27 protein-coding genes and 1 riboswitch are annotated in these 25,220 nt (G+C 43.2%); of the genes, 18 read left to right on the forward strand and 9 right to left on the reverse strand.

From position 1 onward, the window contains the following. The first annotated feature begins 11 nt into the window (after window positions 1-11). From H70737_RS11995 to H70737_RS12050, 12 genes are all read left to right on the forward strand, one after another. Window positions 12-965 carry a carbohydrate ABC transporter permease gene (locus H70737_RS11995; RefSeq protein WP_042187483.1) on the forward strand — a complete coding sequence of 318 codons (954 nt, stop codon included), beginning with the start codon at window positions 12-14 and terminating at the stop codon, window positions 963-965. Further along, on the forward strand, window positions 962-1,825 hold the full coding sequence (locus H70737_RS12000; protein WP_042187486.1) for a carbohydrate ABC transporter permease: 864 nt from the start codon (window positions 962-964) through the stop codon (window positions 1,823-1,825). Before H70737_RS11995 ends, H70737_RS12000 begins: the two co-directional genes overlap by 4 nt. A gap of 83 nt (window positions 1,826-1,908) precedes the next feature. Then, entirely contained in the window at window positions 1,909-3,633 is a 1,725-nt protein-coding gene (locus H70737_RS12005) for a sensor histidine kinase (RefSeq protein WP_042187488.1), read from the forward strand. Window positions 3,634-3,666: 33 nt separating this feature from the next. Further along, entirely contained in the window at window positions 3,667-5,013 is a 1,347-nt protein-coding gene (locus H70737_RS12010) for an ABC transporter substrate-binding protein (RefSeq protein WP_042187490.1), read from the forward strand. Between the two features lie 16 nt (window positions 5,014-5,029). Beyond that, window positions 5,030-6,628 (forward strand): response regulator, encoded by a 1,599-nt coding sequence (locus H70737_RS12015; RefSeq protein WP_042187492.1) that lies wholly within the window; start codon window positions 5,030-5,032, stop codon window positions 6,626-6,628. Window positions 6,629-6,797: 169 nt separating this feature from the next. Further along, window positions 6,798-7,862 (forward strand): Delta(5) desaturase DesA, encoded by a 1,065-nt coding sequence (locus tag H70737_RS12020; protein ID WP_042187494.1) that lies wholly within the window; start codon window positions 6,798-6,800, stop codon window positions 7,860-7,862. Window positions 7,863-8,023: 161 nt separating this feature from the next. After that, a complete protein-coding gene (locus H70737_RS12025) occupies window positions 8,024-9,160 on the forward strand; it encodes a sensor histidine kinase (protein ID WP_042187496.1) in 1,137 nt (378 codons plus the stop codon). Beyond that, on the forward strand, window positions 9,160-9,762 hold the full coding sequence (locus H70737_RS12030; protein ID WP_042187498.1) for a response regulator transcription factor: 603 nt from the start codon (window positions 9,160-9,162) through the stop codon (window positions 9,760-9,762). Before H70737_RS12025 ends, H70737_RS12030 begins: the two co-directional genes overlap by 1 nt. Before the next feature lie 125 nt (window positions 9,763-9,887). Continuing rightward, the gene (gene asd / locus H70737_RS12035; protein ID WP_042187500.1) at window positions 9,888-10,973 is read left to right on the forward strand and encodes an aspartate-semialdehyde dehydrogenase; all 1,086 of its coding nucleotides are present in this window, start codon (window positions 9,888-9,890) and stop codon (window positions 10,971-10,973) included. Window positions 10,974-11,089: 116 nt separating this feature from the next. Next, window positions 11,090-11,488, forward strand: coding sequence for a hypothetical protein (locus tag H70737_RS12040; protein WP_042187502.1), 399 nt, complete (start codon window positions 11,090-11,092; stop codon window positions 11,486-11,488). Window positions 11,489-11,603: 115 nt separating this feature from the next. Then, window positions 11,604-11,786 (forward strand): DUF3934 family protein, encoded by a 183-nt coding sequence (locus H70737_RS12045; protein ID WP_042187505.1) that lies wholly within the window; start codon window positions 11,604-11,606, stop codon window positions 11,784-11,786. A 108-nt stretch (window positions 11,787-11,894) separates the two neighbouring features. Beyond that, window positions 11,895-12,587 carry a pseudouridine synthase gene (locus tag H70737_RS12050; RefSeq protein ID WP_042187507.1) on the forward strand — a complete coding sequence of 231 codons (693 nt, stop codon included), beginning with the start codon at window positions 11,895-11,897 and terminating at the stop codon, window positions 12,585-12,587. On the opposite strand, the gene thiE is transcribed toward H70737_RS12050, so the two are convergent. The 6 genes from thiE to H70737_RS12080 are packed head-to-tail and all read right to left on the reverse strand — an operon-like array spanning window position 12,568 to window position 17,380. Continuing rightward, window positions 12,568-13,224 (reverse strand): thiamine phosphate synthase, encoded by a 657-nt coding sequence (gene thiE / locus H70737_RS12055; RefSeq protein ID WP_156113226.1) that lies wholly within the window; start codon window positions 13,222-13,224, stop codon window positions 12,568-12,570. The two genes, H70737_RS12050 and thiE, sit on opposite strands and share 20 nt — an antisense overlap. Next, window positions 13,214-14,041 (reverse strand): bifunctional hydroxymethylpyrimidine kinase/phosphomethylpyrimidine kinase, encoded by an 828-nt coding sequence (gene thiD / locus H70737_RS12060; RefSeq protein ID WP_042187509.1) that lies wholly within the window; start codon window positions 14,039-14,041, stop codon window positions 13,214-13,216. The genes thiE and thiD overlap by 11 nt, the downstream gene beginning before the upstream one ends. Window positions 14,042-14,063: 22 nt before the next feature. Then, window positions 14,064-14,858 carry a hydroxyethylthiazole kinase gene (gene thiM / locus H70737_RS12065; protein ID WP_042187511.1) on the reverse strand — a complete coding sequence of 265 codons (795 nt, stop codon included), beginning with the start codon at window positions 14,856-14,858 and terminating at the stop codon, window positions 14,064-14,066. Between the two features lie 41 nt (window positions 14,859-14,899). Continuing rightward, a complete protein-coding gene (locus H70737_RS12070; protein WP_042187513.1) occupies window positions 14,900-15,934 on the reverse strand; it encodes an ABC transporter substrate-binding protein in 1,035 nt (344 codons plus the stop codon). Continuing rightward, window positions 15,931-16,704, reverse strand: coding sequence for an ABC transporter permease (locus H70737_RS12075; RefSeq protein ID WP_081951101.1), 774 nt, complete (start codon window positions 16,702-16,704; stop codon window positions 15,931-15,933). Before H70737_RS12075 ends, H70737_RS12070 begins: the two co-directional genes overlap by 4 nt. Then, a complete protein-coding gene (locus H70737_RS12080) occupies window positions 16,685-17,380 on the reverse strand; it encodes an ABC transporter ATP-binding protein (RefSeq protein WP_197071285.1) in 696 nt (231 codons plus the stop codon). Before H70737_RS12080 ends, H70737_RS12075 begins: the two co-directional genes overlap by 20 nt. A gap of 267 nt (window positions 17,381-17,647) precedes the next feature. Then, window positions 17,648-17,751: riboswitch (TPP riboswitch) on the reverse strand. A gap of 223 nt (window positions 17,752-17,974) precedes the next feature. On the opposite strand from H70737_RS12080, the gene H70737_RS12085 reads away from it, so the two are divergent. The 3 genes from H70737_RS12085 to H70737_RS12095 are packed head-to-tail and all read left to right on the forward strand — an operon-like array spanning window position 17,975 to window position 20,298. Next, window positions 17,975-18,811 (forward strand): amino acid ABC transporter substrate-binding protein, encoded by an 837-nt coding sequence (locus H70737_RS12085; protein WP_042187517.1) that lies wholly within the window; start codon window positions 17,975-17,977, stop codon window positions 18,809-18,811. 51 nt (window positions 18,812-18,862) lie between these two features. Next, the gene (locus H70737_RS12090; protein WP_042187519.1) at window positions 18,863-19,531 is read left to right on the forward strand and encodes an amino acid ABC transporter permease; all 669 of its coding nucleotides are present in this window, start codon (window positions 18,863-18,865) and stop codon (window positions 19,529-19,531) included. Between the two features lie 14 nt (window positions 19,532-19,545). Continuing rightward, window positions 19,546-20,298: an amino acid ABC transporter ATP-binding protein gene (locus tag H70737_RS12095; RefSeq protein ID WP_042187521.1), complete on the forward strand. Its 753-nt coding sequence runs from the start codon at window positions 19,546-19,548 to the stop codon at window positions 20,296-20,298. A 93-nt stretch (window positions 20,299-20,391) separates the two neighbouring features. Here the strand turns inward: H70737_RS12095 and H70737_RS12100 are convergent, their stop codons facing one another. Next, complete coding sequence (locus tag H70737_RS12100; protein ID WP_042187523.1) at window positions 20,392-21,054, reverse strand: S-layer homology domain-containing protein; 663 nt, start codon at window positions 21,052-21,054, stop codon at window positions 20,392-20,394. 320 nt (window positions 21,055-21,374) lie between these two features. Between H70737_RS12100 and H70737_RS12105 the strand changes: the two genes are divergently transcribed. Beyond that, on the forward strand, window positions 21,375-21,848 hold the full coding sequence (locus H70737_RS12105) for a Fur family transcriptional regulator (RefSeq protein ID WP_042187525.1): 474 nt from the start codon (window positions 21,375-21,377) through the stop codon (window positions 21,846-21,848). Window positions 21,849-22,213: 365 nt separating this feature from the next. Here the strand turns inward: H70737_RS12105 and H70737_RS12110 are convergent, their stop codons facing one another. Then, window positions 22,214-22,894 carry a TIGR00266 family protein gene (locus H70737_RS12110; protein ID WP_042187527.1) on the reverse strand — a complete coding sequence of 227 codons (681 nt, stop codon included), beginning with the start codon at window positions 22,892-22,894 and terminating at the stop codon, window positions 22,214-22,216. A gap of 145 nt (window positions 22,895-23,039) precedes the next feature. Here H70737_RS12110 and H70737_RS12115 point away from each other — a divergent pair, with 145 nt between their 5' ends. Together H70737_RS12115 and H70737_RS12120 are read left to right on the forward strand one after the other, a co-directional pair. Further along, window positions 23,040-23,246: a hypothetical protein gene (locus tag H70737_RS12115; protein ID WP_042187530.1), complete on the forward strand. Its 207-nt coding sequence runs from the start codon at window positions 23,040-23,042 to the stop codon at window positions 23,244-23,246. A 61-nt stretch (window positions 23,247-23,307) separates the two neighbouring features. Next, window positions 23,308-24,039, forward strand: coding sequence for a class I SAM-dependent methyltransferase (locus H70737_RS12120; RefSeq protein WP_042187532.1), 732 nt, complete (start codon window positions 23,308-23,310; stop codon window positions 24,037-24,039). Window positions 24,040-24,149: 110 nt separating this feature from the next. On the opposite strand, the gene H70737_RS12125 is transcribed toward H70737_RS12120, so the two are convergent. Next, window positions 24,150-24,968 (reverse strand): AraC family transcriptional regulator, encoded by an 819-nt coding sequence (locus tag H70737_RS12125; RefSeq protein WP_042187534.1) that lies wholly within the window; start codon window positions 24,966-24,968, stop codon window positions 24,150-24,152. Window positions 24,969-25,220: the final 252 nt, after the last annotated feature.

Consider the following 25,220-nt stretch of genomic DNA (forward strand, 5'->3'; position numbering starts at 1 on the left):
GGAGGTGTGACATGGCTGAGCCTGTTATTTCGAGTCCGCATGCCGAGAGCAAGCGCCCGTTTTTAACTGAACAAAGAAGGAGCCGCATCACCGCTTATACTTTCATTTCTCCTTTTTTTATTCTGTTCTCGATATTTGGACTATATCCGATCTTCTTTACGATCTACCTCTCATTCTTTAAATGGGATGCCTTGAATCCTATGAAATTCGTAGGAATGAAAAATTATGAATTGGTCACAAGCGACCCTACCTTTTGGATTTCTTTTAGCAACACCTTAATTATGGGACTGCTCGGAACTGTTCCACAGATCCTATTGGCGCTTTTGATTGCCGTATTGTTGAATTCGGGGATGACTCGTTTCAAGAAAACGTTCCGTGTTCTCTTTTTCATGCCCAATATTACGTCTATCGTTGCGGTTACCCTGGTGTTTAGTACGCTGTTTGGGAACAACGGGATGATCAACTGGATGCTCAGTGGTTTAGGGCTTGATAGTGTGGCCTTCAACTCTGGCTGGTGGGGGGTCAAAATCGCGATCTCAACCATGGTGATGTGGCGCTGGACAGGGTATAATGCCATTATTTTTCTATCAGGACTTCAAAGTATTCCGACGGATTTGTATGAAGCAGCCCGTATTGATGGAGCGAACAGAAGGCAACAATTAACCTTCATTACATTGCCATTACTGAAACCGTTCATCGTATTTGTCACTTTGCTATCGACTATAGGCGCCCTGCAGCTGTTCACTGAGCCTTATGTATTCTTAGGACAATCAGGAACGGGATCTACACGCCAGGAAGGCATCACTATGGTTACCTATTTGTACAGCGAGGCATTCCGCAATGGATTCTTCGGTACGGCGGCGGCTACGGCAGTCCTGCTGTTTGTGGTCACGATTATATTTTCTGTCCTTAATATGCTGGTTTCAAGCCGCATGGGTGGAGATACAGGAGGGGGTAAAGCGTGAGTACTGTGCGTCTATTAAAAAAAGATCCGGATGATCTTGGGATTTTCGGCAAAGTAGGATTTTATCTCATTCTGATTCTTGGTGCACTCGTGTCCATCTTTCCTTTTTACTGGATGTTTGTAGTTGGCACAAATGATAGGGGCGCAGTATTCCATGTCCCCCCTTTGCTTACGGTTGGGAACCAGTTTTTTGATAATTTCCAGCGGGTTCTGGATAAAACGGATTTCTTCCAAGCCCTTGGAAACTCATTATTCGTCTCGTCTATGGTAACCATATCGGTCGTATTTTTCTGTACACTGGCTGGTTATGCTTTTGCTAAATATGAATTCCCGTTTAAAAATATTCTATTTTACTTTGTTATTGCCACTCTATTTGTACCCCAGCAGCTTGGTGTGTTACCTACTTATGTAATTATGGCCAAGCTCCACTGGATCGACTCTTTCAAGGCGCTGATTGTTCCTGCAATGGTTAATGCCTTTGGGATCTTTTGGATGCGGCAGTATACCTCTACAGCTGTACATACGGAACTGATCGAAGCTGGACGGATTGATGGCGGAGGACATTTCCGGATCTTCTGGAACATCGCCATTCCAGTTATCACTCCAGCTATGGCAACTCTAGGCATACTGAATTTTATGACCGTATGGAATGACTTCTTCTGGCCTTTGGTCGTGTTAAAGAACCAAGAACATTTTACAATACAAATCGCGCTCCAGCAGTTATTCTCCAATCGCGACGGTCTGGATTATGGAATGATCATGTCAGCTACGTTTACGGCGACCTTGCCACTGCTGATCGTCTTCCTGTTATTTAGTCGTTGGGTAATTGCAGGACTAACCTCAGGAGCTATTAAGAGCTGATTTTACTTTTAACATTTACAAGGGAATGGGCGGTTTCGTGAAGAATACTAGAGGACAGAGACAGCAGGGGGAAGGGGAATACCATGAAGCTCCGCCGTAAAATCTTGTTCGCTATTATTCTTCTCGTCTTTATTCCAGTGATTCTGATGGGGATTGTTACTTACGTTAACTTCTCTAACGCTATGGAGAAAAAATCAAGTAACTTCTACTGGGTTTCACTACTCGAAACGGATCGAAAGCTCAAATTCGCCCTTAGTGAGATCTCCTCGATCTCAAATTCTGCGATCACACAACCGGTTATTCAACAATCGCTAAAGCAGACTAACTTTGTGCTCACCTATGATCGCAAGCAGGAACTCAACAATTTACTCATTAATCACCCGATGATTACTTCATTTAGTTTATATAGTAAAGATCGGTTGCTTTATCAATACAATGCGCCGATGTCCTTTGAGGAGATGAAGAAGCAGAGCTGGTTTCATACTATGGAAAGTGCTGAGGGTCGCCCTGTATGGTCAGGACCTGGTGAGAACGGTTCGGCGTTATCGGGCCATCCGGTACTTGTGCAAGCCAGAGTAATCAAAGATTATTATTCTCTTGAAGATATAGGCTATTTGGTCGTTAATGTTAAACCTGATTTACTAGATCAGATTTTCTGGGAGGCAGCAACTCTTAAGAAGGGTGATATTCTGCTGGTGAACAAGCTGGGGAATATCGTTTTTAACAAATCCGGTGAACATATTGGGCAGCGCACGCAGTTCCCTTTTTTAGAAAATGATTATGCCAAGGAACAAAACTATTACATCGACAACTATCAGGGGGAAAAATCACTCATAACCTTCCTTCCTTCACATAATAAAGACTGGTATTTGGCAGCGATTACACCGATGAATCTAATTTCTTCGGAATCTATATCTATTCGTAATATTGCGATTATTTTGAGTACGGTTTCATTGTTATCCGCCATTTTGTTTGACCGATATTTTGTTAGAAGGCTCGTTTATAGCATTAACAGCGCGGTCAACGGGATGAAACGAGTGAAGCAGGGGATTTTTACACCTATCACTACACGATATCGTGCGGATGATGAAAGTGATTTTCTGATTGATGGCTTTAACCGGATGAGCACACAGATCAACGAATTGATTGTGCAAGTGCAGACGGAGCAGGGTCGCAAAAAGGAAGCGGAAATGAAGGCATTAATGGCGCAGATTAATCCTCATTTTATTTATAATTCACTAGAATCGATTAATTCGATGGCCGTGCTGCAAGGTAATAAAGATATTAGTAAAATGGTCATTTCACTCGGCAAGCTGCTGCGAATCAGTATTAGTCAGAATCAAGAGCTGATACCGCTGCAAATGGAGTTTGAACATGTTCGTCATTATCTGGATATTCAGAAGTTCCGTTTCGAGGATAAATTTTCGTATATTATAAATCTTCCTGAGGGTCTTAGAACGTTTATGACTCAAAAGCTGATTGTTCAGCCCATTGTAGAGAATGCATTGTACCATGCGATTGAACCGATGGAGGACCCTGGTATCATCGAAATCACAGCCTATGAAATGGGTACGGATATGATCATTATCGTAAAAGATAACGGTCCGGGCTTCGACTTAGCCAAGATGATGAATCTATGGGATAACGAGGGAGGCGGCCAGAAGAAATATAGTGACAGTGGCGTAGGGCTTAAGAATGTTCATGAGCGCCTGAATATCCGATTCGGCAGTCCATATGGCTTACTTGTGTGTTCATCCCCTGGATTTGGTTCAACGATTCGAATTCGTATACCAAAAATACTGCCATAATCGATCATACAGAGGAAACAGGGGGAGATTGACATGAAGTGGTTATTGAAGTGGGGCTGGATGTGGATATATCTAGTGCTGATATCTGGCGCTGTTCTATTTATTACTTTAGGAGATCACGAACCGATTGAAGATAACTCACCAGAAAAAATAACGCTGACCTTCCGTCATTTCTGGATCAAAGAGCATGATCGGCCACTATTGGCTATCTTTGAAGAGATCGTGGATAAATACCAAATTGCGCATCCGAATGTGAAGGTCAATTTTGAAGGACTAGACCAGACGATTCACCGTGAACAAAAACTGAAAAGCGAAATGGTTACTGGCACGCCACCAGATATGTTTGTTTTATTTGGTGGAGCTGAAATAGAGCCGTACGTGCGCTCCAATCGGCTGGTTGATCTGACTGATTTTGTCCGAGAGAACGGTCTAACCAATCAATTCAAGGATCTGCATCTATGGACCTTTGACAACCATATTTATGGATTGCCCATCGAAGGAAACGCTGAACCACTGTATTTCAATAAGACTATTTTCAACAAGCTTGGTCTCGGGGCGCCTACAACGCTTCAAGAACTCGATGATGTCATACTGGGGCTCAAGGCTGGAGGATATATTCCGTTTGCACTTGGGAACGAGGATCGCTGGCCTGCCGGGATCTTTGCACATTATTTAATGGATCGTTATGCTGGTTCCGAGCTGATCCAGAAGCTAATCACAGGTGAGGATCAAGCAAGCTTTCAGAATGAGTCCTATTTAAAGGCTTTCGAGCATTTGAATCAATGGATAAAAGAAGGAGCCTTCAGTACTCAGTCTAATGATCTCTCAACTGAAAATGCAGTCGGATTGTTTACAAGCGGCAAGGCTGCGATGTATTTAAACGGGAACTGGGATATCAATTTATTTTCTGGTAGTGCGGCTCCAGCTGATTTTCAGAATGAGGTAGGCGTTATTCCATTTCCTGCCTTGAAGCAAGGAGAGGAGCCTTCGATTGCGGGGGGATATACCATCGGCATCGGTCTTTCCTCCGAACTAAATGGAGCTAAACGGGAAGCCGCTTTGGATCTTATGAAGGCTTTTTACACGCAGGAAGTTCAGACCCGAATTGTATATGAAGGACTGAGAATTCCATCCATTCGTATTGCCTTTGATCCGGAGAAGACCGGTCCGGTATTCGCGCAAGTGATGGAAATGATGGAAGTGAACCGCAAGAGCTTTGTGCCTTACGATAACGTATTATCACCTGAAGTTAAGAAAATGTTCCTAAGTGTCATCGAAAAAATGATTAACGAAGAAATGTCTGCAGATCACGCTTTAAAGCTAGTGCAGGCATCATCGATGGAATACTGGAATCTGATCCAAAACTCAAGTGTTCAATAAGCATGGAGGTGCTGGAATGGATGAGATAGAAGAGAAATATAAAGTACTGCTCGTAGATGATGAGCCGATTATTCTTCGTAGTCTAAAAGTAGCTATTCCATGGGATGATCTCCAGATGGAAATTGTGGGAGAGGCTCGAAATGGAGAGCTTGCCCTCCGCTTAATAGAAGAAACTACACCGCATATTATAATCAGCGATATCCGTATGCCTGTGATTGACGGAATCACTTTGATGAAGGAAGTATTACCAAAGAATTCTAAGCTGGTATTTATCTTTATTAGTGGTTATGGGGAGTTCGAATATGCGAGAGAAGCTTTGCGTCAAGGAGCCTTTGATTATTTGCTGAAACCCATCGACCATGACGAACTGGTTGAAATGCTATACCGAGCGAAAACGAGGCTGGATGAGCAAAAAGAGAACGATCAGATGATGCATTCCGTTCAGATGCTGTCGATGCTAGCTCGTGAACGGATGTTTGCTGAAATTACTTTGGGAAATGCAAGGCCGCTTGAACACCTGAAATGGCTGGAGAACAGTGAACTTGAGAGTGGATATTTCATGGCTGTTGTCCAATTGGATGATTATTCTGTGCTTACTGGGCAGTGGAGTGTGGAAGAAAAGCGGCTGTGGCTGTTTGCGATCCGTAATATTGTTGAAGAGTGGTCGCTGGAACATGGAGTACTTACAGTCTTTCCTTTTCATAACGGGGAGTGGATATTGCTCTTTCCTGGATCTTTAAGCGCGAGCAGAAGAGAACTAGGTGAACATTTAATTACAGGGATCAAAAGATACTCCAAGCTAAGCTGCTCTGTAGGAATCAGCCGCTGTACACAAGGGATTGATCAATTAAGTACGGTGTATCCATTGGCTGCGAAGGCTTTGTATCAACGTTTCTATTATGGTCTTGCCGGGGTGTATATAGATGAGGAAACAACCTTCGCAGGCAATACAGAAGTGAAATATCCAAAAGAACTGGAGACCTCGTTGATAGAGAGTATTCGTACCTTGAATAGAAACCAAATGTCATCATTGTTTGATGAGTTGGCATTATATATTGAGGCTCAAGCTATTCCTAAAGAGATAGCAGAACGTCTTCTTGTGGAAATGGTTGTTGTGTTATACAGACATTTTGAACATTTGAATCTAAATTCGGATTGGTCTCTACATGGATTACTAAGTAAGCTGCACCATTTGGTTACCTTGAGTGAAATGATGTCTGCGTTGAAGGAAGAATTTGGGGAGCGATTGGATCAAGGTAGTAAACCTGTGAATCGGGAAGACACACGCAGTTCCATCGAGAAGACGAAACGTTTTATCGAGAGTAATTACTATAAAGACTTAAGTATTGAAGAAGTATCGGAGCTTGCCGATCTTAGTGTCAGTCATTTTTGTACTTTATTTAAACAAATAACAGGCTATACGTTCTTGGAGTATGTGACTCACTGTCGAATGGAGAAGGCGAAGGATATATTGCAAAGTAGTAATGTGAAGGTATATCAGATCGCTCCACTAGTTGGTTATCAGGATCCACGATATTTTACTCAAGTCTTTAAAAAAGCTAGCGGTCAGACGCCTACGGAATATCGTGAAGAGCATACGAGGCAGGTTAATTAACGAAAAAGTACACGGATTGCATAGCAAAAGGGGGAAAATAGGGCATAAGTATGACATTTATCATACCCTTTACTTGATGTTTATGACTTATAGGATGACACTTTATCTCCTATACTTAGGATAGATAAAAAGATCCTTAGCCAGACACATCAAGGAGGAAACGATAAAGATGACTACAAAACAGACATCACAGCTCTCCAGTCTTAAAAAAAGTGTAGCCCCTTACGAAAAAAACGACCGCAACGCGAGCATAAGACAGCTCATTAATACTTTAGGGCCACTTGTGCTGTTATGGGGCGGAGCTTATTTCTCTTTATCCGTTTCCTACTGGCTCACCCTTTTGTTGGCCATTCCTGCAGCAGGATTTGTAATCCGAACTTTTATTATTTTCCATGACTGCACACATGGTTCGTTCTTTAAAAATCGTAGAGCGAATGACATTATCGGAACGATTACAGGTGTACTTACACTTGTTCCTTATCGGCAGTGGAAGCATAGTCATTCCATTCATCACGCCAGCTCCAGTAACCTCGATAAAAGAGGGATTGGTGACATATGGATTATGACTGTCGATGAATATGAAGCAGCTTCATCCTGGAAACGTCTGTATTACCGGATTTATCGTAATCCACTCGTGATGTTCGGTTTAGGACCTATTGCTGTTTTTATGATTCAATATCGCTTTAATGCTAAAGGCGCTAGACGTAAAGAACGGATGAATACCTATTTAACAAATGTATCTATCGCAGCTCTCTACGGATTGCTTATTTGGGCGATCGGCTGGCAAGCCTTTATCATGGTGCAATTGCCAATAGCCTTTGTATCCGGTTTTCTCGGAATATGGTTGTTCTATGTTCAGCATCAGTTCGAGGATTCCTACTTCGAGAATGAATCGGAGTGGAGTTATGTTATGGCTGCAGTAGAGGGAAGCTCATATTACAAGCTACCTAAGCTATTGCAATGGATCACAGGGAACATCGGGTTCCACCATGTCCATCATTTAAGTCCAAAGGTACCCAACTATAATTTAGAAAAAGCACATAATGCAACGCCACCATTGCAAAAGGCGACGACCATAACGCTTAGCACTAGCTTGAAGGCTCTACACTTCCGTCTTTGGGATGAGGAGAATAAGTGCTTCATCAGCTTTAAAGAGGTAAAGTCGAGACTAAGCAAACCTAAGGTAGCGGGAGAAGTCCTGCAAGTTCATAAGACTAGACTCCAAGGAGAATAATAACTATAGGTTCGAACAAAATAGGAGTATAAAGAAAGGTTAGAGCCGGAGAAATCATTCGTGGCTCTAATCTTTTTCTATTTATCGTAGTGGTTCAACAGATTTTCACTGAATTTGTGCTAGAATAAGGAGAGTAATGTATGGTAAAAAGGAGAGCGGTCATGCAAAAGTGGCATCATATTTTTCATAAAAGCACAGGTCTCAGCCCTTATGTGTGGGTCGTTTTTTACATTCTACCGTTTTATTTTATATTTCGCTCCTCCTCTACCTACCAAGTAGTTTGGGGAATCTTGATGATTGCTGTATTTTTTGTTTGTTATGTGCTTTCCTTTGTTTCTAAGGGGTGGCTGGTTTATTTCTGGACGAGTGTCCAAATTATTGTTTCTATAACAATGACGCTTTTGTTCGGATATATGTATTTTGCACTTTTTCTAGCCTTTTTTATCGGGAACATACAGAATCGAGTGGGGTTCTTCACACTGTACTCTATTCATCTGTTAACTACGATCATTACAATCAATTATGAGCTGCTCTCGCGTAATTCAGTGTTTATTAGCCAGCTTCCGTTCGTACTTGTTAGTATGATTGCAGTAATTCTTCTACCCATCACTACCTACAACCGTAACAATCAAGAGAAGCTGCAAGACCAATTGGAAGATGCCAATAAACGGATATCCGAACTCGTTAAGCTTGAAGAACGACAACGAATTTCGCGAGATCTTCATGATACATTAGGTCAGAAGCTTTCATTAATTGGTCTGAAGAGTGATTTGGCAGGAAAGCTAATCGACTCCAATCCTACCCAAGCAAAAGCAGAGATCAATGATGTGCGACAAACGGCGAGAAGTGCGCTGAAAGAGGTTCGGGAAATGGTAACGCGGATGCGTGGCATTCGGCTTGAAGATGAACTGGTTCATATTCAGCAGTTCCTTGCAGCTGCGGAGATTGATTTCACATTGGAAGGGAATCCGAAGCTGACCAATACCTCATTGATTACCGAGAATGTCCTTAGTATGTGTATAAAGGAAGCCGTCACAAATGTTGTGAAGCACAGTGCAGCAAAGTCTTGCTCTATACTGATTGAACCCTCACGGACGGATCTAGTCATTAAAGTAAAAGATGATGGGACTGGTATACCTGGGAATGATCTTTATTTTAAAGGCCATGGCCTGCAAGGCATGAGAGAGCGTCTTGAATTCGTAAATGGCTGTATGGACATCGTGAGAGATAGCGGGACTACAATTGTAATTAAAGTACCCAATGCATTCAAACATCAGGAACAGGAGGTCATCCTATAATGATTAAAATTGTAATCGCTGAGGATCAACGAATGCTCCTCGGGGCGTTGGCTTCTTTACTCGATTTAGAAGAGGATATGAAGGTCGTGGGCCGAGCAAGCAATGGGGAAGAAGCTGTAGCGATGGTTCAGCAGCTTAAACCGGATATCTGTATTATGGATATTGAGATGCCGGCGATGAGTGGTCTCGACGCTGCAGAAGCGCTGAAGACTAGCGGCTGCAAAACGATGATATTAACGACTTTTGCCCGGGCGGGATATTTCGAACGTGCGCTCAAAGCGGGTGTCCATGCTTATTTACTGAAGGACAGTCCTAGTGAAGAGCTGGCACTCTCTATCCGGAATGTTATGGCAGGCAGACGCATGTATGCACCGGAGCTGATGGATGAAGCCTACAGCGGTGAAGTCAATCCATTGACTCAGCGGGAGAAGGAAGTACTCGGCCTGATCGCCGATGGCAAAAATACGAAAGAAATTGCCAGCGAGCTGTACATTACCACTGGTACGGTTCGGAACTACATTTCTGTTATCCTCGATAAGCTGGATGTGGGAAATCGGATTGAAGCGATCACTCGATTTAAGGAAAAAGGCTGGTTTAAATGAAAATATTAATTTTTTTAATGTTATTTTGATGTTAACACTCGCCAAATGTTCTCGACCCGTATATCATTAATTATCGGCCTATTATTCACAATAGGACAGTTAATCAAAAGGAAGTGTATTTTCTGATGTCAAGAAAGCTAAGAGCCGGCATAGTTGGCGGCACAGGTATGGTAGGACAACGTTTTATTGCCCTTCTAGAGAATCATCCTTGGTTTGAAGTAACTGCGATTGCTGCCAGTGCGAAATCTGCTGGGAAAACGTATGAAGAATCGGCCAAGGGCAGATGGAAGCTATCTACTCCAATGCCTGAGAACGTGAAGAATATTATGGTTCAAGATGCTTCTAAGGTAGAAGAAGTAGCTGCGGACGTAGACCTGATCTTTTGCGCAGTAGACATGAAAAAAGAAGAGATTAAAGCGCTCGAAGAAGCTTATGCTCGTACAGGCACTCCAGTTATCTCTAATAACTCAGCACATCGTTGGACACCGGACGTGCCTATGGTTATTCCTGAGATTAACCCAGAGCATCTTGAGGTTATTGCGCAGCAAAGAAAACGTCTGGGCACTGAGACTGGTTTCATTGCGGTTAAACCTAACTGCTCCATTCAAAGTTATGTGCCTGCGCTTCATGCACTTAAAGAATTCAACCCATCTAAAGTTGTAGTCACCACTTACCAAGCAATTTCGGGTGCGGGCAAGACTTTTGCTGACTGGCCTGAAATGCTGGACAACGTGATTCCTTACATTGGTGGCGAAGAAGAGAAGAGCGAGCAAGAGCCGTTGCGCATCTGGGGAAGCGTGCAAGAAGAAGGTATCGTAAAAAGTGAAGCGCCGACGATTACTTCGCAGTGTATCCGTGTGCCTGTAGCGGATGGACATATGGCTGCTGTATTTGTTTCTTTTGAGAAAAAGCCATCCAAAGAAGAGATTCTGAAACTCTGGAATAACTTCAAAGGACGTCCTCAAGAGCTTGAACTGCCTAGCGCCCCTAAACAGTTCATTACTTATTTCGAAGAGGAGAACCGTCCACAGACCAAACTGGATCGTGATATTGAGAATGGTATGGGCGTATCGACGGGCAGACTTCGCGAAGATGCCATCTATGATTACAAATTCGTAGGTCTCTCCCATAACACCCTGCGCGGAGCAGCAGGCGGTGCTGTATTGATCGCTGAGCTTCTGAAAGCAGAAGGTTATATTCAGCCTAAATAAAATGGATGAGCTGTAAAGCTGATTCGAAATAGACACCTCATCAAAGCTTAGTCTTTGGTGGGGTGTTTTTTAATGGATTGATTTGGTAAAATAAGTTGGGGAAGGAGCTGATATACTTGTATAAATATTTATTAGCTTTTATATGGTTACCTTTAATACTATTCACAAGCGGATGTACATCATCAACTCAAGAGGAGCAAGAGTACGGAATATCTTCTATAAATGCTGAAATTCCTATTCCTAAGAAAGCAAAGGAAATCGAAGTGACAACAACTTCAAGTAACCCCAATATAAAAATAGGCGTAAAATACGAATTGGATAATATAGGGGGAGAACAAGGTCTCTATCGACCTGACCACTACTTTAATAAATTAGAGGATGCTGGCTGGGTGGAGTTGGAGGATAAGCGATTAGGGCATGTGCAATTTTTCGAAAAAGAGGGTACTGTCATTGCCATTGAAATACATGAAGATACCTTTGATATTCATGAAATGAATAAAGATGCTAAATATTAGTCAGAGTATCGTTAGTCGAAGCTGAGCTATTACTTAACCAGAAAGTTTGAGAGTGTGGTAAAATAGATGAAGTGTATAAACTATACGAATTCTGAATGACTGACGGAGTGATAAGATGGGTGCAAAAAGTAAAGGTGGCGGCACGGGCAGAGGTACGGGGAGTAAGGGCTGGACACGCTGGAACAAAACAGCAAAACCAGTTAAACCTGCAAAAGGTGCTCCAACCACGGGTCCAGGCGCTAAAGATGCAAGTGGAAGCAAGGGCAATAACGTGAAAAAAAGCGGAAGCTCGAAATAGCTCCCTTGAAATCAATTATTCCTGAAGGTTAACATCTGATTTTGATCGTTAAAATCAGGTGTTTTTTTATGGATAGATGCAAGTATCAGAAGGAAAGTAGGATCATCAGTGAGAATCGATAAATATATAAGCGAAACAGGCTTCTGTTCCAGAAGGGAAACGAAACGACTCATTGCCGCAGGGCGGATCGCTGTTAACGGCATAGTCTGTGATGCGAATATTCTTTTAGAGCCAGAGGATATCGTATGGATTGATGGAGAGCCCATAACAAGCAGTAAAGGGGAGCCGGTATACCTCGCGCTGAATAAACCGATAGGCATCACCTGTACAGCTGCGCCAAATGTGGCCGGGAATATTATAGATTTTGTAGGTTATCCCTCACGGATCTTTGCGATCGGCAGATTAGATAAACACTCGGAAGGCCTCATTTTGTTAACCAACGATGGAGATATCGTAAACAAAATGATGCGTTCCGAGAATGGGCATGAAAAAGAATATGTAGTTCATGTAGACAAGCCAATAACGTCAGAGTTCATACATGCCATGTCTAGTGGTGTGGATATTCTTGGCGTCACAACAAAACCTTGTGAGGTCTCTCGGATCGCGGAATGTCAGTTTAGAATTATCCTAACTCAAGGCCTTAATCTGCAAATACGCAGAATGTGCAAGGAGTTAGGATATAGAGTACTAAAGCTAGAGCGTATAAGAATCATGAATATTACACTTGGTAGTTTGGAGCGAGGACAATGGCGGCATTTGAGCGGAGAAGAGCTGAGTGAGCTTATGACCCGCTTAAATTAACTTCGTGAACAAATCCTCTGGCTGCCAAGGCGATGTCTTCAGCGCCCGCAATAGCTGAGATAACGGAGATACCGTCCGCACCCGCAGCTAGTACTGGTGCTGCATTGTGCACCGTGATCCCGCCTATGCCAACCAAAGGAATCGTAATGCCGCTGTTTCGTATTTCTTCAATAACTGATGTGCCTCGAACAGCTTGGGCATCCTCCTTGGAAGAGGTAGGATAAACAGGACCAATGCCCAGATAATCGGCTCCATCCGCTATCGCCTGCCGAGCTTCGGCGAGCGAATGAGCGGACACACCAACGATCTTATCCTCGCCAAGCAACTGCCTAATCGCTAGCGCAGGGGTATCATCTTGTCCTACATGAATGCCGTCCGCATCAAGGGCGATGGCTAGATCAATATCGTCATTAACGATAAAAGGGACTCCGTTAGCACGACATATCTTTTGGAGCCGTCTTCCTAAATTAAATTTAACTTGGGCAGTTAATGCCCCCGTACCTTTTTCACGAAATTGGAACATCGTTATGCCTCCCGCGACGGCTTCTTTTAATACCTTGGCTGGGGCTATCCGACAATTCACACTGCCCATAATGAAATAGACTTTTAATAAATCCCGCAGTTGATCACTGTCTATTTGCTTCAAGGTTCATCCCTCGCAATCTATTCTGATATGCAAAATGATTCGTAGGTCCATGTCCAGCCCCTATGCCCAGCTCGTCTTCAATCGCCGCTTGTATAAAAGCTTTAGCTATGTGTGTTGCTTCGGGAACGGTTTTGCCCTTGGCAAGCTCGGCAGTGACTGCTGCTGAATAGGTGCAGCCTGTGCCGTGCGTGTGTCTAGTCTGAACTCGTTGACTCTCCATAAAGATGAATTCGTGACCATCATATAGGAGATCCACAACAGCCTTAGTTGAAGTATCATGCCCACCTTTTAGCACTACATAGTTAGAGCCCATGGCATGAATTATTTTAGCTGCTTCTTTACGATCGTCTATAGTAGTGATGCTTCTGTTGGTAATCATTTCAGCCTCTGGAATATTGGGTGTCGTCACTAAGGCTAGCGGGAGGAGATGATTGATTAAGGACTGAACAGCTTCTTGCTGTAGCAGCGTGGAACCTCCTTTAGCAACCATCACAGGATCAACTACAAGATTACGCCAGCTGTATTGCTGGATCTTCTCTGCTACGATACGTATAATGTCACTGCTAAAAAGCATCCCGGTCTTCACAGCATCCGGCTTCAGATCAAGTCCAATGGAATCAAGCTGCTGAGTAATAACTTCCAGTGTCAACGGATAAACGCCTTGAACTCCGAGGGTGTTCTGGGCTGTCACAGCCGTAAGAGCACTCATTCCATATACAGAAAGCTCCTGAAAGGTTTTTAGATCTGCTTGGATGCCAGCGCCACCACCGCTATCCGAGCCGGCTATAGTTAAAGCTTTAGATATCATCATTGTTCACTCCTTAGGGTTGTTATCTGAGTTGCTTGATTATTGATTTATCTTGGTAAGTTTCAGCTGTGACCAAGCTCAATTGATTTAGAAACTCGATTTGAAAGCTCCCCGGACCTTGTCCAGTCGTTAGTTCAGCGGCTATTTCAGCAGCCACTCCATAGAAGGAGAGAGCTTCGACTGCGGCTTCAAGAGATGCTCCTTCACTTACCGCTAGAAATGCACCGACTACTGCACTTAGCAGACAACCTGTTCCCGTTACTTTCGTTAGAATTGGGTGACCATTGCTGGCAATGTAGGTGTTATATCCATTTGTGATGACATCGTCTTTTCCGGTGATGATAACTACACAGCCTAACTTCCGCGCGGCTGTCTCAGCCAAGACGACTACGTCGCCATCCCCTTCGCCTGCATCTACCCCTTTAATAGACCAGCTTTCACCAATGACATTGGCAACTTCAGCTACATTGCCACGTAGAGCGGTAATCTGCATCTCATTCACTAGCTTTTGAGTGACCGCTGTTCGATAAGAAGTGGCTCCCGCACCCACTGGATCAAGAACTAAGGGAACGCCGTGCTTATTCGCAGATTGTCCCGCGAGCACCATGGATTGAATGGCATAGTCATTCAGTGTGCCGATATTTAGAACTACAGCAGATGAAAATGCGGCGATATCGACCACTTCCTCGTGAGCATCCGCCATAAAGGGGGAGGCACCCAGCGCCAAAAGACCGTTGGCTGAGAAATTGGCTACGACGATGTTGGTGATATTGTGGACCAGTGGATTGGATTCCCGTACTTTGGATAGATAACTCATGATTTATTCCTCCTCAAGTTTTATTAGCGAATAGCTAATGTTTAAAGATTAATAAAAGAATCCTCAGCTTTGATGTCAGTAGACAGTAAATCATTGTCCGATAGCCACTGTCTTACCTTCTCCCAAGACGCTGGCGCTTGATATCCAAAATCTTGATCACCCGCATTCATTAACGGTAGTAGAATCGCTAGGCTCTTCTCTTCAATTTGCTTATCGAGTGGAGAGGTCTCATCTTCGTGTGCAAGCAGCAAATTTAACGCTTTTTCCGGATTATCCTGCACAAATTGTTGTCCTTTTGTAATTGCATTTAGAAACTTTTTGAAATAGGATTCAGAATTTTGTATTCCTTGATCGCTGGCGACAAGGACTAGCTCATAATAATCGGGGACTCCGTAATCCGTGGGATTGAACGAGTTCACGGGATAACCTTCTTTTTCCAAGATTAATTGTTCGTGGTTAATGAACCCTCCCATAATGGCATCCACTTGCCCCGTCGCAATCGCCGGAATAAGGTCAAAGCCTACGTCTATTAATTTGCTGGCCTTAGGGTCACCCCCATCGTTTTGGATCATCGTACGAATCATGGCTTCATAAAGAGGAATGGAAGAATACCCAATCTGTTTACCTATGAGGTCTTTGGGACTATGAACGTCTCCAGCCTGAGGTACCATTAAATGATTAAGCGGATGTCTCACAATCGCAGCAATCGAACGTACTGGAATGTTCTCACTGCGTGCCATGAGCACCTGAGGTTGATAACTAAACGCTAAATCGATTTGATTCGCTGCTACAAGCTTCAGTGCGTCATTGCTGTCTGCGGGCATTTGGATCTCTACGTCCAGACCTTCCTCTTGGAAATAACCATTCTGCTCAGCAGCATATAAAAAAGAGTGAACGGCATTGGGATACCAATCGAGCATAATCTTCAGCTTGTGCGTTTGTATAATTTCGTTATTAGATGAATTAGCAGGAGGACTACTTACATTGGATGCTTTTCCGCAGCTGGTGAAGATTAGGAGTGAACATATGAGAAATACGGGAATAAGCCATTTTCTTTGGAAATTCAAATCATTCATTGCTTAGATCCTCTTTTCTTTAAAAATAATGGTTCGAGCAGAGCTATCATCACAAACAACACTACACCGAGCGCGGACAACAGAAATACAGCGGCGAACATTTCGGCACTTTGCATATTTCCGGCCATCCTTCGGCTAAAATAACCGAGTCCTTTGCTGCCTCCAAGCCATTCGCCGATGGTTGCTCCAATTACGCAGTACACAATGCATAGCTTTAGTCCTGAGAAAAAAGAGGGCAGCGCCAGCGGAATTTGGGTTTTAGCAAGCAGTTGCCAGCGGTTTGCGCCAAATGTTAACAATAAGTCTTTGTAGGCTTGACCACTTGTACGAAGTCCGTCATATGTACTCACAACGACTGGAAAAAAAGCAGTTAGAAACACAACAGCCACTTTGCTCCACAGCGTATACCCGAACCACATAATAAAAATGGGGGATAGCGCGATTAACGGGATCGTCTGACTGATAATAAGGAACGGATAGATGGCTTTTTCAAGGGGGCGAAACAAGAACATTCCGGTGCCCAGCAGTGAACCACAGATAACCGAGAGAACAAAACCTACCAATATTTCCTGCAGTGTCGCCATTAAATGCGGTCTGAGTAATTGCCTGTGTTCGATCAATGCGATACCTATTGAAGAAGGTGCAGGTAGAATAAAGGCTGGAATCAAGTGAAGACGAACAGCTGATTCCCAGATCACAAGAATGAACAATAGCAGTAGAATGAAGGGGCCGTAATTGTTTAAATATTTTTTAAAAGGTATGGGATGCATACAGTCTCCGCTCCAACTCTTCCCGTAACGCTATAAACCGGGGTTCATAGTTCATCTTGTAATGTCTTGGCCTCGGTAAATCAACGATGATCTCCTGTAATTCGCTATGCACGCCTCCAGACAATAAATAAATCCGATCGCTTAGTAACAGCGCTTCCTCTAGATCATGGGTGATGAGCATCACTGTTTGATCCAGCTCATCCCAAAGCTCCAACAGCCAACGGTGTATCTCACGTTTGCTCATAGCGTCGAGCGCTCCAAATGGCTCATCTAGCAGCATAAGACCGGCCCCGCCGCCAGCTACAAGCGTTCGTAGAAATGCGACTCGCTGTTTCATGCCACCCGATAGCTCATGGGGAAAAGCCTTCTCTACATCGGCCAAACCGAAGCGTGACAGCATTTCCCGAATGTGAGAGATCGTCTGTTGTTTACTAAACCTTGGTTTAATCTCCCAGGGCAAAAGACAGTTGTCGAGCACGGTTCTCCAAGGCAGCAGCAAATCCTGCTGAGGCATGTATGCGATCTGACCTAAGCGAGTAGAGGATGACGAGTTCGAATGAATTATTATTTTCCCATGAGTGGGTTCGAGCAAGCCTGCTATAGTTTTGAAAAGCGTACTTTTTCCGCATCCGCTAGCCCCAATGACAGAAACAAACTCACCTTGCCTGATATCCATGGATAGATCTGCGAATACAGGGGGTTGTTCTGATTCCGGAAAAGAGTAGGTTAAGCCTTGAATGGATAGGATTGTCGTGATGATCGAACCTCCTAAAAAGTTTTGTGAGCGTTGGCTTCTTGGAAAGCATCGTACAAAACTTGCTTCGGAAGCCTACGCTTAAGTTTTGTGATTGATTGTAAACAAACAAAGACCCATTCATTTCCGGTGGGAAATAAATGGGTCAAAAAGTTCATTCAGCATAGGAACACTAAAAATGCATGGGATGAAAATTCTGCTCCACTTCCCTCCGCTGGTATGATCCAGATCAGGTTCCAAGGGTCCGGAGCTTGAAGCTCCGTCTCAGTCGGCCGACTCCCCTAGTGAAATAACAGGTCCATATTTAATTTGTTTATAAATATACCATATCTTTCTGAGATGTAAAGAGAGGATCTTGTGAAGGATTATTCTAAGAATGGGTAATATAAGGGTAGAGATTTACCTAATATTACAATTCCGATGAATATAATCGGAAAAAATCATTGACGGTAAACATCAGCCAGTGTAGTATACAATTTACCGGATGAATTCCGGGTAAAGAGAGGGGAATTAATAATGAAAAAACTAAGTTTAACTATTCTATTGGCGTTAACCGTGGTGTTTGTAGCGGCCTGCGGCAATAATTCGAATACCGATACTTCTAATAATTCTTCAGCTGGAACGAATGGTGGAAATACAGCCACTGCGCAAAACAGCCTGGAAGCTGTTAAAGCTAGCGGCAAATTGCGTATAGGAACAGAAGGGACGTATGCTCCCTTTACTTATCATGACGCTTCGGGAAAACTGACCGGCTTTGACGTAGAAATTGCTGAGGAAGTAGCGAAGCGCCTCGGTGTTGAACCAGAATTTTTTGAGACACAGTGGGACGGTATTTTTGCTGGGATGGATGCCAAGCGGTTTGATGTTATTTTTAACGAAGTATCCATTAATGAAGATCGTAAAGTGAAATATGATTTCTCTGAACCGTATATCGTATCTAAAGCGGTATTGATAGTGAGTGAAAACAATGAGGATATCAAAACATTTGCAGATCTTAAGGGTAAAAAAGCCGGACAATCTCTAACCAGTAACCTGTCCGATATCGCCCGTGAGAACGGTGCTGAAATCGTTGCTACAGACGGGTTCAATCAAGCGATGGACCTATTGACCTCAGGCCGTATTGATGCGACTGTAAATGATGGTTTGTCTTATCTGGACCTGAAAAAGCAAAAGCCTGATGTGAAAATTAAAGTGGTAGATGAGATTCCTGACGGTTCGCAAAGCGCAGCTGTTTTCTTAAAAGGCAACGATGAGTTGGTAAAAGCAGTTAGTGATGCAATTGTTGAAATGAAGAGCGATGGCACATACTTAAAGATTTCTGAGAAATACTTTGGTGCTGACGTTTCAAAATAATACAAGGTTTCAGAAGCTAACCAGCTTGGAGCCAAAAAAGGATGTCTAAAAATGGATGACCGCAAAATACAAATTTTCTTAGATTCACTGCTACCCCTGCTAAAAGCTGGGGTGGCTTTTACCATTCCTTTGGCATTGATATCATTTGCACTGGGACTGATCTTAGCGATATTGACTGCATTAGCTCGTCTCTCCCCGTGGGTACTTCCGAAGCTGATCGCTCGCTTTTATGTATGGGTCATTCGTGGAACCCCTTTGTTGGTGCAACTGTTTATTATTTTCTATGGTTTGCCGGCAGTTGGAATCGTGCTAGACCCTTTCATAGCCGCAACCATTGGATTTACGCTTAGTGTAGGGGCTTATTCATCAGAAATTATACGTGCTGCTATCCTGTCTATACATAAAGGTCAGTGGGAAGCGGCCTTCTCCGTTGGGATGACTCGTACCCAGGCACTGCGCCGCGTTATACTGCCACAAGCTGCCCGTGTTTCTGTACCGCCGTTATCGAATTCCTTTATTAGCTTGGTCAAAGACACTTCACTGGCAGCGACCATTACCTATACGGAGATGTTCAGAACAGCACAGCAGGTTGCTTCCACCTCCTATGAGCCACTGCTGATCTATTGCGAGGCAGGATTGTTCTATTTACTATTCTGCTCAGTGTTATCAGCACTGCAAAATTACTTGGAGAAACGACTGAGTCGTTACTCTGCGAGCTAAAGGGGGAGACAATTATGATTGAAATACTTAATTTGCATAAATCCTTCGGTGAGCTGCAGGTATTAAAGGGCATTGATCTCGAAATGGAACATGGCAAGGTACTGGTCATTATTGGCCCATCGGGTTCAGGCAAAACAACGCTTTTACGCTGCTTTAATCTGCTTGAAGTCCCTGATCAAGGAAGCTTATCGCTCAGTGATATTAAAATTAATTTCACGGATAACAAGAAAATCCCCCAGAAGTCCATTTTGGCATTACGCCAAAAAACAGGGATGGTTTTTCAGTCCTATAATCTTTTTCCGCATATGACTGCACTAGGCAACGTGATGGAAGGGCAGGTGACGGTCCAGAAACGATCCAAGGACGAAGCACGCGAACGTGCCCTTCAGTTGTTAACTAAAGTTGGCTTGGCGGACAAAGCGGATGCTTATCCGCACCAACTGTCTGGTGGCCAGCAGCAACGGGTAGCTATCGCTCGTGCCATGGCAGTAGATCCAGAGGTGCTGTTGTTCGATGAGCCTACCTCTGCGCTTGATCCTGAGTTGGTGGGGGAAGTGCTTAAGGTTATTAAACAGTTAGCGGCAGAGGGAATGACTATGGTGATAGTGACCCATGAGATGAAATTTGCTGCTGATGTGGCTGACCGAATCATTCTGATGGATGGAGGCCATATTCTAGAGCAAGGGACTCCGCAAGAAGTTCTTGAGCATCCTCAGCATCCTCGTGCTCTACAATTTCTGAACAGAATTAGTGGAGAAGAAGTATAGAAGAAGATCAAGACGCAAAAAAGCAGTTCAGGACTATACCTGGGCTGCTTTTTCTTGTTTAACATTCAATGTTAGTGGTGCGTCGCTTCTAGGTTAGGATTTAATACCAGTCTTCAGAAATTCCAAAGCATTATAGAGCATAATCGCAGCTTCGGCGCGAGTGATTTCACTTTTCGGATTAAACTTCCCATTAGCGTCTAAACTATTGATTTTGTATTTAAGCGAACGTTGAATACTGCCTTGATAAGAGGGGTTAAGCGCAGCATCGTCAGCGATATCTACGGGCACTATATTGATCATCGGCAGATTCCCAATGCCTTCGACCCCTTGCACTAGATAATTGGTGAACTCTTCTTTGGTCATTGTTTTGGTTGGATCAATATCCTTAGGAAGCTCGACATGATTGTAATACGCATTGATAAAGGCTTCAGCGTACCAAGCTTTATCCTTGACTTTCGTGAACAAGCCACTGGCAACGGGAGCTTTGTTGAAATCAATAGCCGCGAGACTAAGCTGGAGTCCACCCGAAATGAACTGGATCCCTTGTGCTGTTGTTACTTTGGAGCTGGGCAAGAATTGGGATTCACTAACCCCTTTAATCAAGCCTTGATTTTTTAAAGAAATAATTTTTTCTTTGCCGTTTATATTATCAATATCCTTAAAGGTATTTCCGGCTGCAAATATTTGGCCACCCAAAGAGAAGGAGAGAATCGTAACGGTTGTAATCGCGGCTAACGTTCTTTTTTTCATATTCATGGTTATTTCACCTCGTTGTATGGATAGGCCTCGTGGCCGCTATCACAAACTTAAACGCAGAAAAATATGGAAAGGTTGCGGTCAAACCTATAATATTTCACGAAAAAGTAGATTTTGGCAGAAAAATAGGCAGGAATGGATGAAAGAACTTTGGATAAGAGAGCTGAAATGTTATAATGATGTCAGGCTCTATTCATTCGTGATTATTTTTGATATGATTATATCGTAAAGATTACTATTTACGTTTAATATTTGATGCATAAATGGGTGCGTCTCAGTGGATACGGATGTTAAATCATTCCGGGAAGGTAGGAGATCAAATGGATCAAATTTCAAATATCAGTCAGCTTTTTGCGGCGCAAAAATATAAATTAACGCCCCAGCGTGAGGCCATAGTGAACATATTGCTCGACAATGAGAAAGATCATCTCAGCGTAGAAGAAGTATATATGCTTGTCAAGAACAGTTATCCGCATTTAGGGCTGGCAACGGTATACCGTACACTTGAGCTCTTATGCGAGCTTCACATTGTAGAAAAGATGAACTTCGGAGATGGAGTCGCTCGTTACGATCTGCGCGGGAATGATCATTCTCACATGCATCATCATTTGATATGCAGCGTGTGCGGCAGGTTGGAGGAAATTAAGGATGACTGGCTGGTGGAGCTGGAGAAAAGAGTGGAACGTGAATATGGCTTTAACGTCACGGATCACCGCCTTGATTTCAAGGGCACTTATGACACATGTAAACGAACAGGCTGCAAAAAAGAAAAAGCAAACAAAGCGGTTTCTTAAGCCGCTTTCTACCTAAAAGAAGAAGCTGTCTCAGAAGTAGTAAGTACTACTTAGGGGGCAGCTTCTTTTTCGGAAAAGAATTAGGGAAAAACTCCCTCTAAATAACTGATAATTGCCCGATACGAATGGAAATGGGGAAATCCTCCCTATAAATCGGACAAATATCTATATTTCACAACAAATAAGTTGAATTATAGGGAGGATTTCCCTAATTAGTAGTCAAATGCGCAGACATCTCTGAATTATAGGGAGATATTCCTTAATTTGCACGCACAGCAGCGCTTCTTGAAAACCGGAGCAGCGCTATCTTGCCTTTTAAACAGTTAAAGGAAATCCTAATTATGAGAAAGCCTATGACATTTTTCTTAGCTTCGAGTGGGTACGAAGGATTTAATCCACGTTCCGAAGCTCCCAGGGTTACGGCTCTGAACGAGGATTACACCTTCTCCGCGGAATCGGCAGACTAACGCTTCACCACTGGTTAAACTGTTCAACCAACCCGAGGCTGCTTTTTCTACCTTATAGTCCATATAATCTGGCCAAGCGACGAGATGTCCATTGTCGATAATCATCTCTTCACCAGGTGCTAAATTAATGGCGTGGATCGCTCCGAAGGAGGACAGGAATACTGTTCCTCTGCCGCTGATTTCTACAATGAAGAAGCCTTCACCAGAGAAAAGTCCGCGTGTTAAATTTTGCATTTTGGTATTTACTTGAATGCCTTCCGTTCCGGCTAAGAATCCGTCCTTTTGAACTAACAGCTTATAGGAACCATCTAATTCGATAGCTTGGATATCACCTAATGATCCAGGAGACAGTAGGACCTCACTTTGACCACGGATAGCTCTGAGTTCCTGGAAGAAGAACTTTTCACCGCTCAGCATTCTTCCCAGACCGCGCATTACGCCTCCATCAGCGGTTCCTTTTAATTCTACGTTAGGAGACATGGCAACCATTGCGCCCATCTCAGCTTTAACACTTTCGCCGGGGTCCAAATATACCTTTAACATTGCAAAAGCACCCTCGTACAAAACATCGTATTTCATCACTAAAAACCTCCGAATCTATTTAGATAAGTAAGAAAACTAGCAGTGATCTCATTGTAACGGAATTCTGGCTGCGCTCATAGTCTGTATTATGTTAAACTGTAGTTGTCTAATAGTTCATCTATGAATAGGAGAGTGGTGCCACATGGCACGAACCAAGACTCAAAAAGCCTTGTTAAAGGCAGAGCGCTCAGGAACCTGGTGCGCAGCTCAAAGTCGAAGATCCAATGGAGATTATGGCGCCATTTCACAGCATGTACGGTTAACGCCGAGCAAACAACAGCAATTGAATAAGAACAAACACAAGGAGCGGATCTTCCAAGATGATGCTCCTTTTTATTTGGCGATTTGAAAATAATGCGTCACTAAGAATATACTGATGGAAGACATTATGGATAGGAGATATATAACTGATGAAACAAAATAAATACGACGATACGAATTTCTTCTCAGCCTATAAACAAATGCCTCGTTCCATTGGTGGGCTTGAAGCAGCTGGAGAATGGCATGTATTACAACCTCTGATCCCAGACTTACATAATAAAAGTGTTCTTGATTTAGGCTGCGGATTTGGCTGGCATTGTCTATATGCACGCGAGCAGCAGGCAAGCTCAGTCGTTGGCGTAGATATCTCTGAAAAAATGCTTCAAGAAGCGCGTGAAAAAACAGACGATCCAGCTATTTCATATATCCAGATGCCGATTGAAGATATTGAATTTGCGAGCGAACAATTTGATGTGGTCATCAGTTCATTGGCCCTGCATTATGTAGAGTCCTTTGAAGCTATCTGTCGCAAGGTTCATACTTACCTTAAGCCAGGCGGTAGCTTTATATTTTCAGTGGAGCATCCCATCTTTACTTCTCGAAATGAACAGGATTGGTATGTGGATGACCAAGGCAATCGTCTTCATTGGCCTGTAGATCATTATCAGTCTGAGGGGTTGCGTGAAACGACCTTCTTAACAGAAAATGTGATTAAATATCATCGCACAATCTCAACCTACTTCAATGACTTGATTGGAGCCGGGTTTGCTATCAAAGCAGTTAAGGAGCCTAAGCCTTCTGATGAAATGAGCAATGATCCGTGGATGAAGGACGAGGATCGCAGGCCGATGTTCCTGATCATTTCAGCTGAAAAAGAATAATCATCTCATTAACATGAGTATTGTTTGAATATAGAAGCAAGGGTTATCCTCGTAGTAGTTTATCTACTATAGGGATAGCCCTATTTTTGTTGATGCAATTCACCTCTATATTATACTTGAGTTCTGCTGTGTACACGGTACTGTCTAGGGGACATGCCGAAACGACTTCGGAATACACGGTGAAAATAAGTATAGTTCGCGAAACCGCAGGTTTCTGCTACTTGCTCCAGCGGCATCGGGCTGAAGGTTATTCGTTCTCTTGCCATCTCTAGCCGGACATCATTTACATATTTGATAATACTGGTCCCGAAGGCCTCCTTAAATAAATGAACGGCACGGGAGACGGAAATATCTACATGTGCGGCAACATCCTCCAACAGAAAAGGTAAGGTTGCATGCTCCTCAACATATTGCTTCATTCGGTAAGCTAGATAGCCTTTAGGCGTAATCGCTGGCTGATCTGTAATGAGTCTGTCGATTTCCATACACAGGATTTGCAGATAACAGGCAGATATCGCTGGTGAGAAATCGGAAAGACGTCTGTGCTCAAGAATCAGTTGACGAAATAAGCCGAGGAAATTCTCACTAAGTGGCACACTTAAGAGTGAGGGTCTCTGAGCACGTTCCCACCATTCAACAATCCAAGTTCCTTCACAAAAAATATGATAATCTCCGCTTTCAATCCGCGGCTTACCCACAGGATACTCTTCCTTATCAATGATTAAATAGTAAGGATCATTAGGAGCAAACAGCATGATATCGCCGCTCTCTACTGGAGTCATCACACCGTCGATCATTGCTCGGCTTCGGCCCTCTGTTTGCAGACGAATTAAATAGTTCTGATTTCCATGGCTATGTGACATATGAAAAGGTTTGCGGTGAAAGGAAAATCCAGCAGATAAAACGTGACAGGTAGTTGATTGATTCATGTGTCCTCCTTGATGTCTAGAAATGATAATCAGATTGTTCATGTTTTAATCATATTATTCATTTTATTATATACGCTTTCATATTACTATGTACCTAAGCAATAAAGAAAGAAATCGACCATCCACGCTATACGGAGTCGATATTAGCTATGCAAACAAGAATGGCAGTTGAAGGAAACTAATGGGAATCAGATTAGTCAATTCTGCAACAGCATTATTGTTCAAGTGATTGCTGCTGTTGATCTCTTTGGG

This window comes from Paenibacillus sp. FSL H7-0737 (assembly GCF_000758545.1).
GTDB lineage: Bacteria > Bacillota > Bacilli > Paenibacillales > Paenibacillaceae > Paenibacillus_AQ.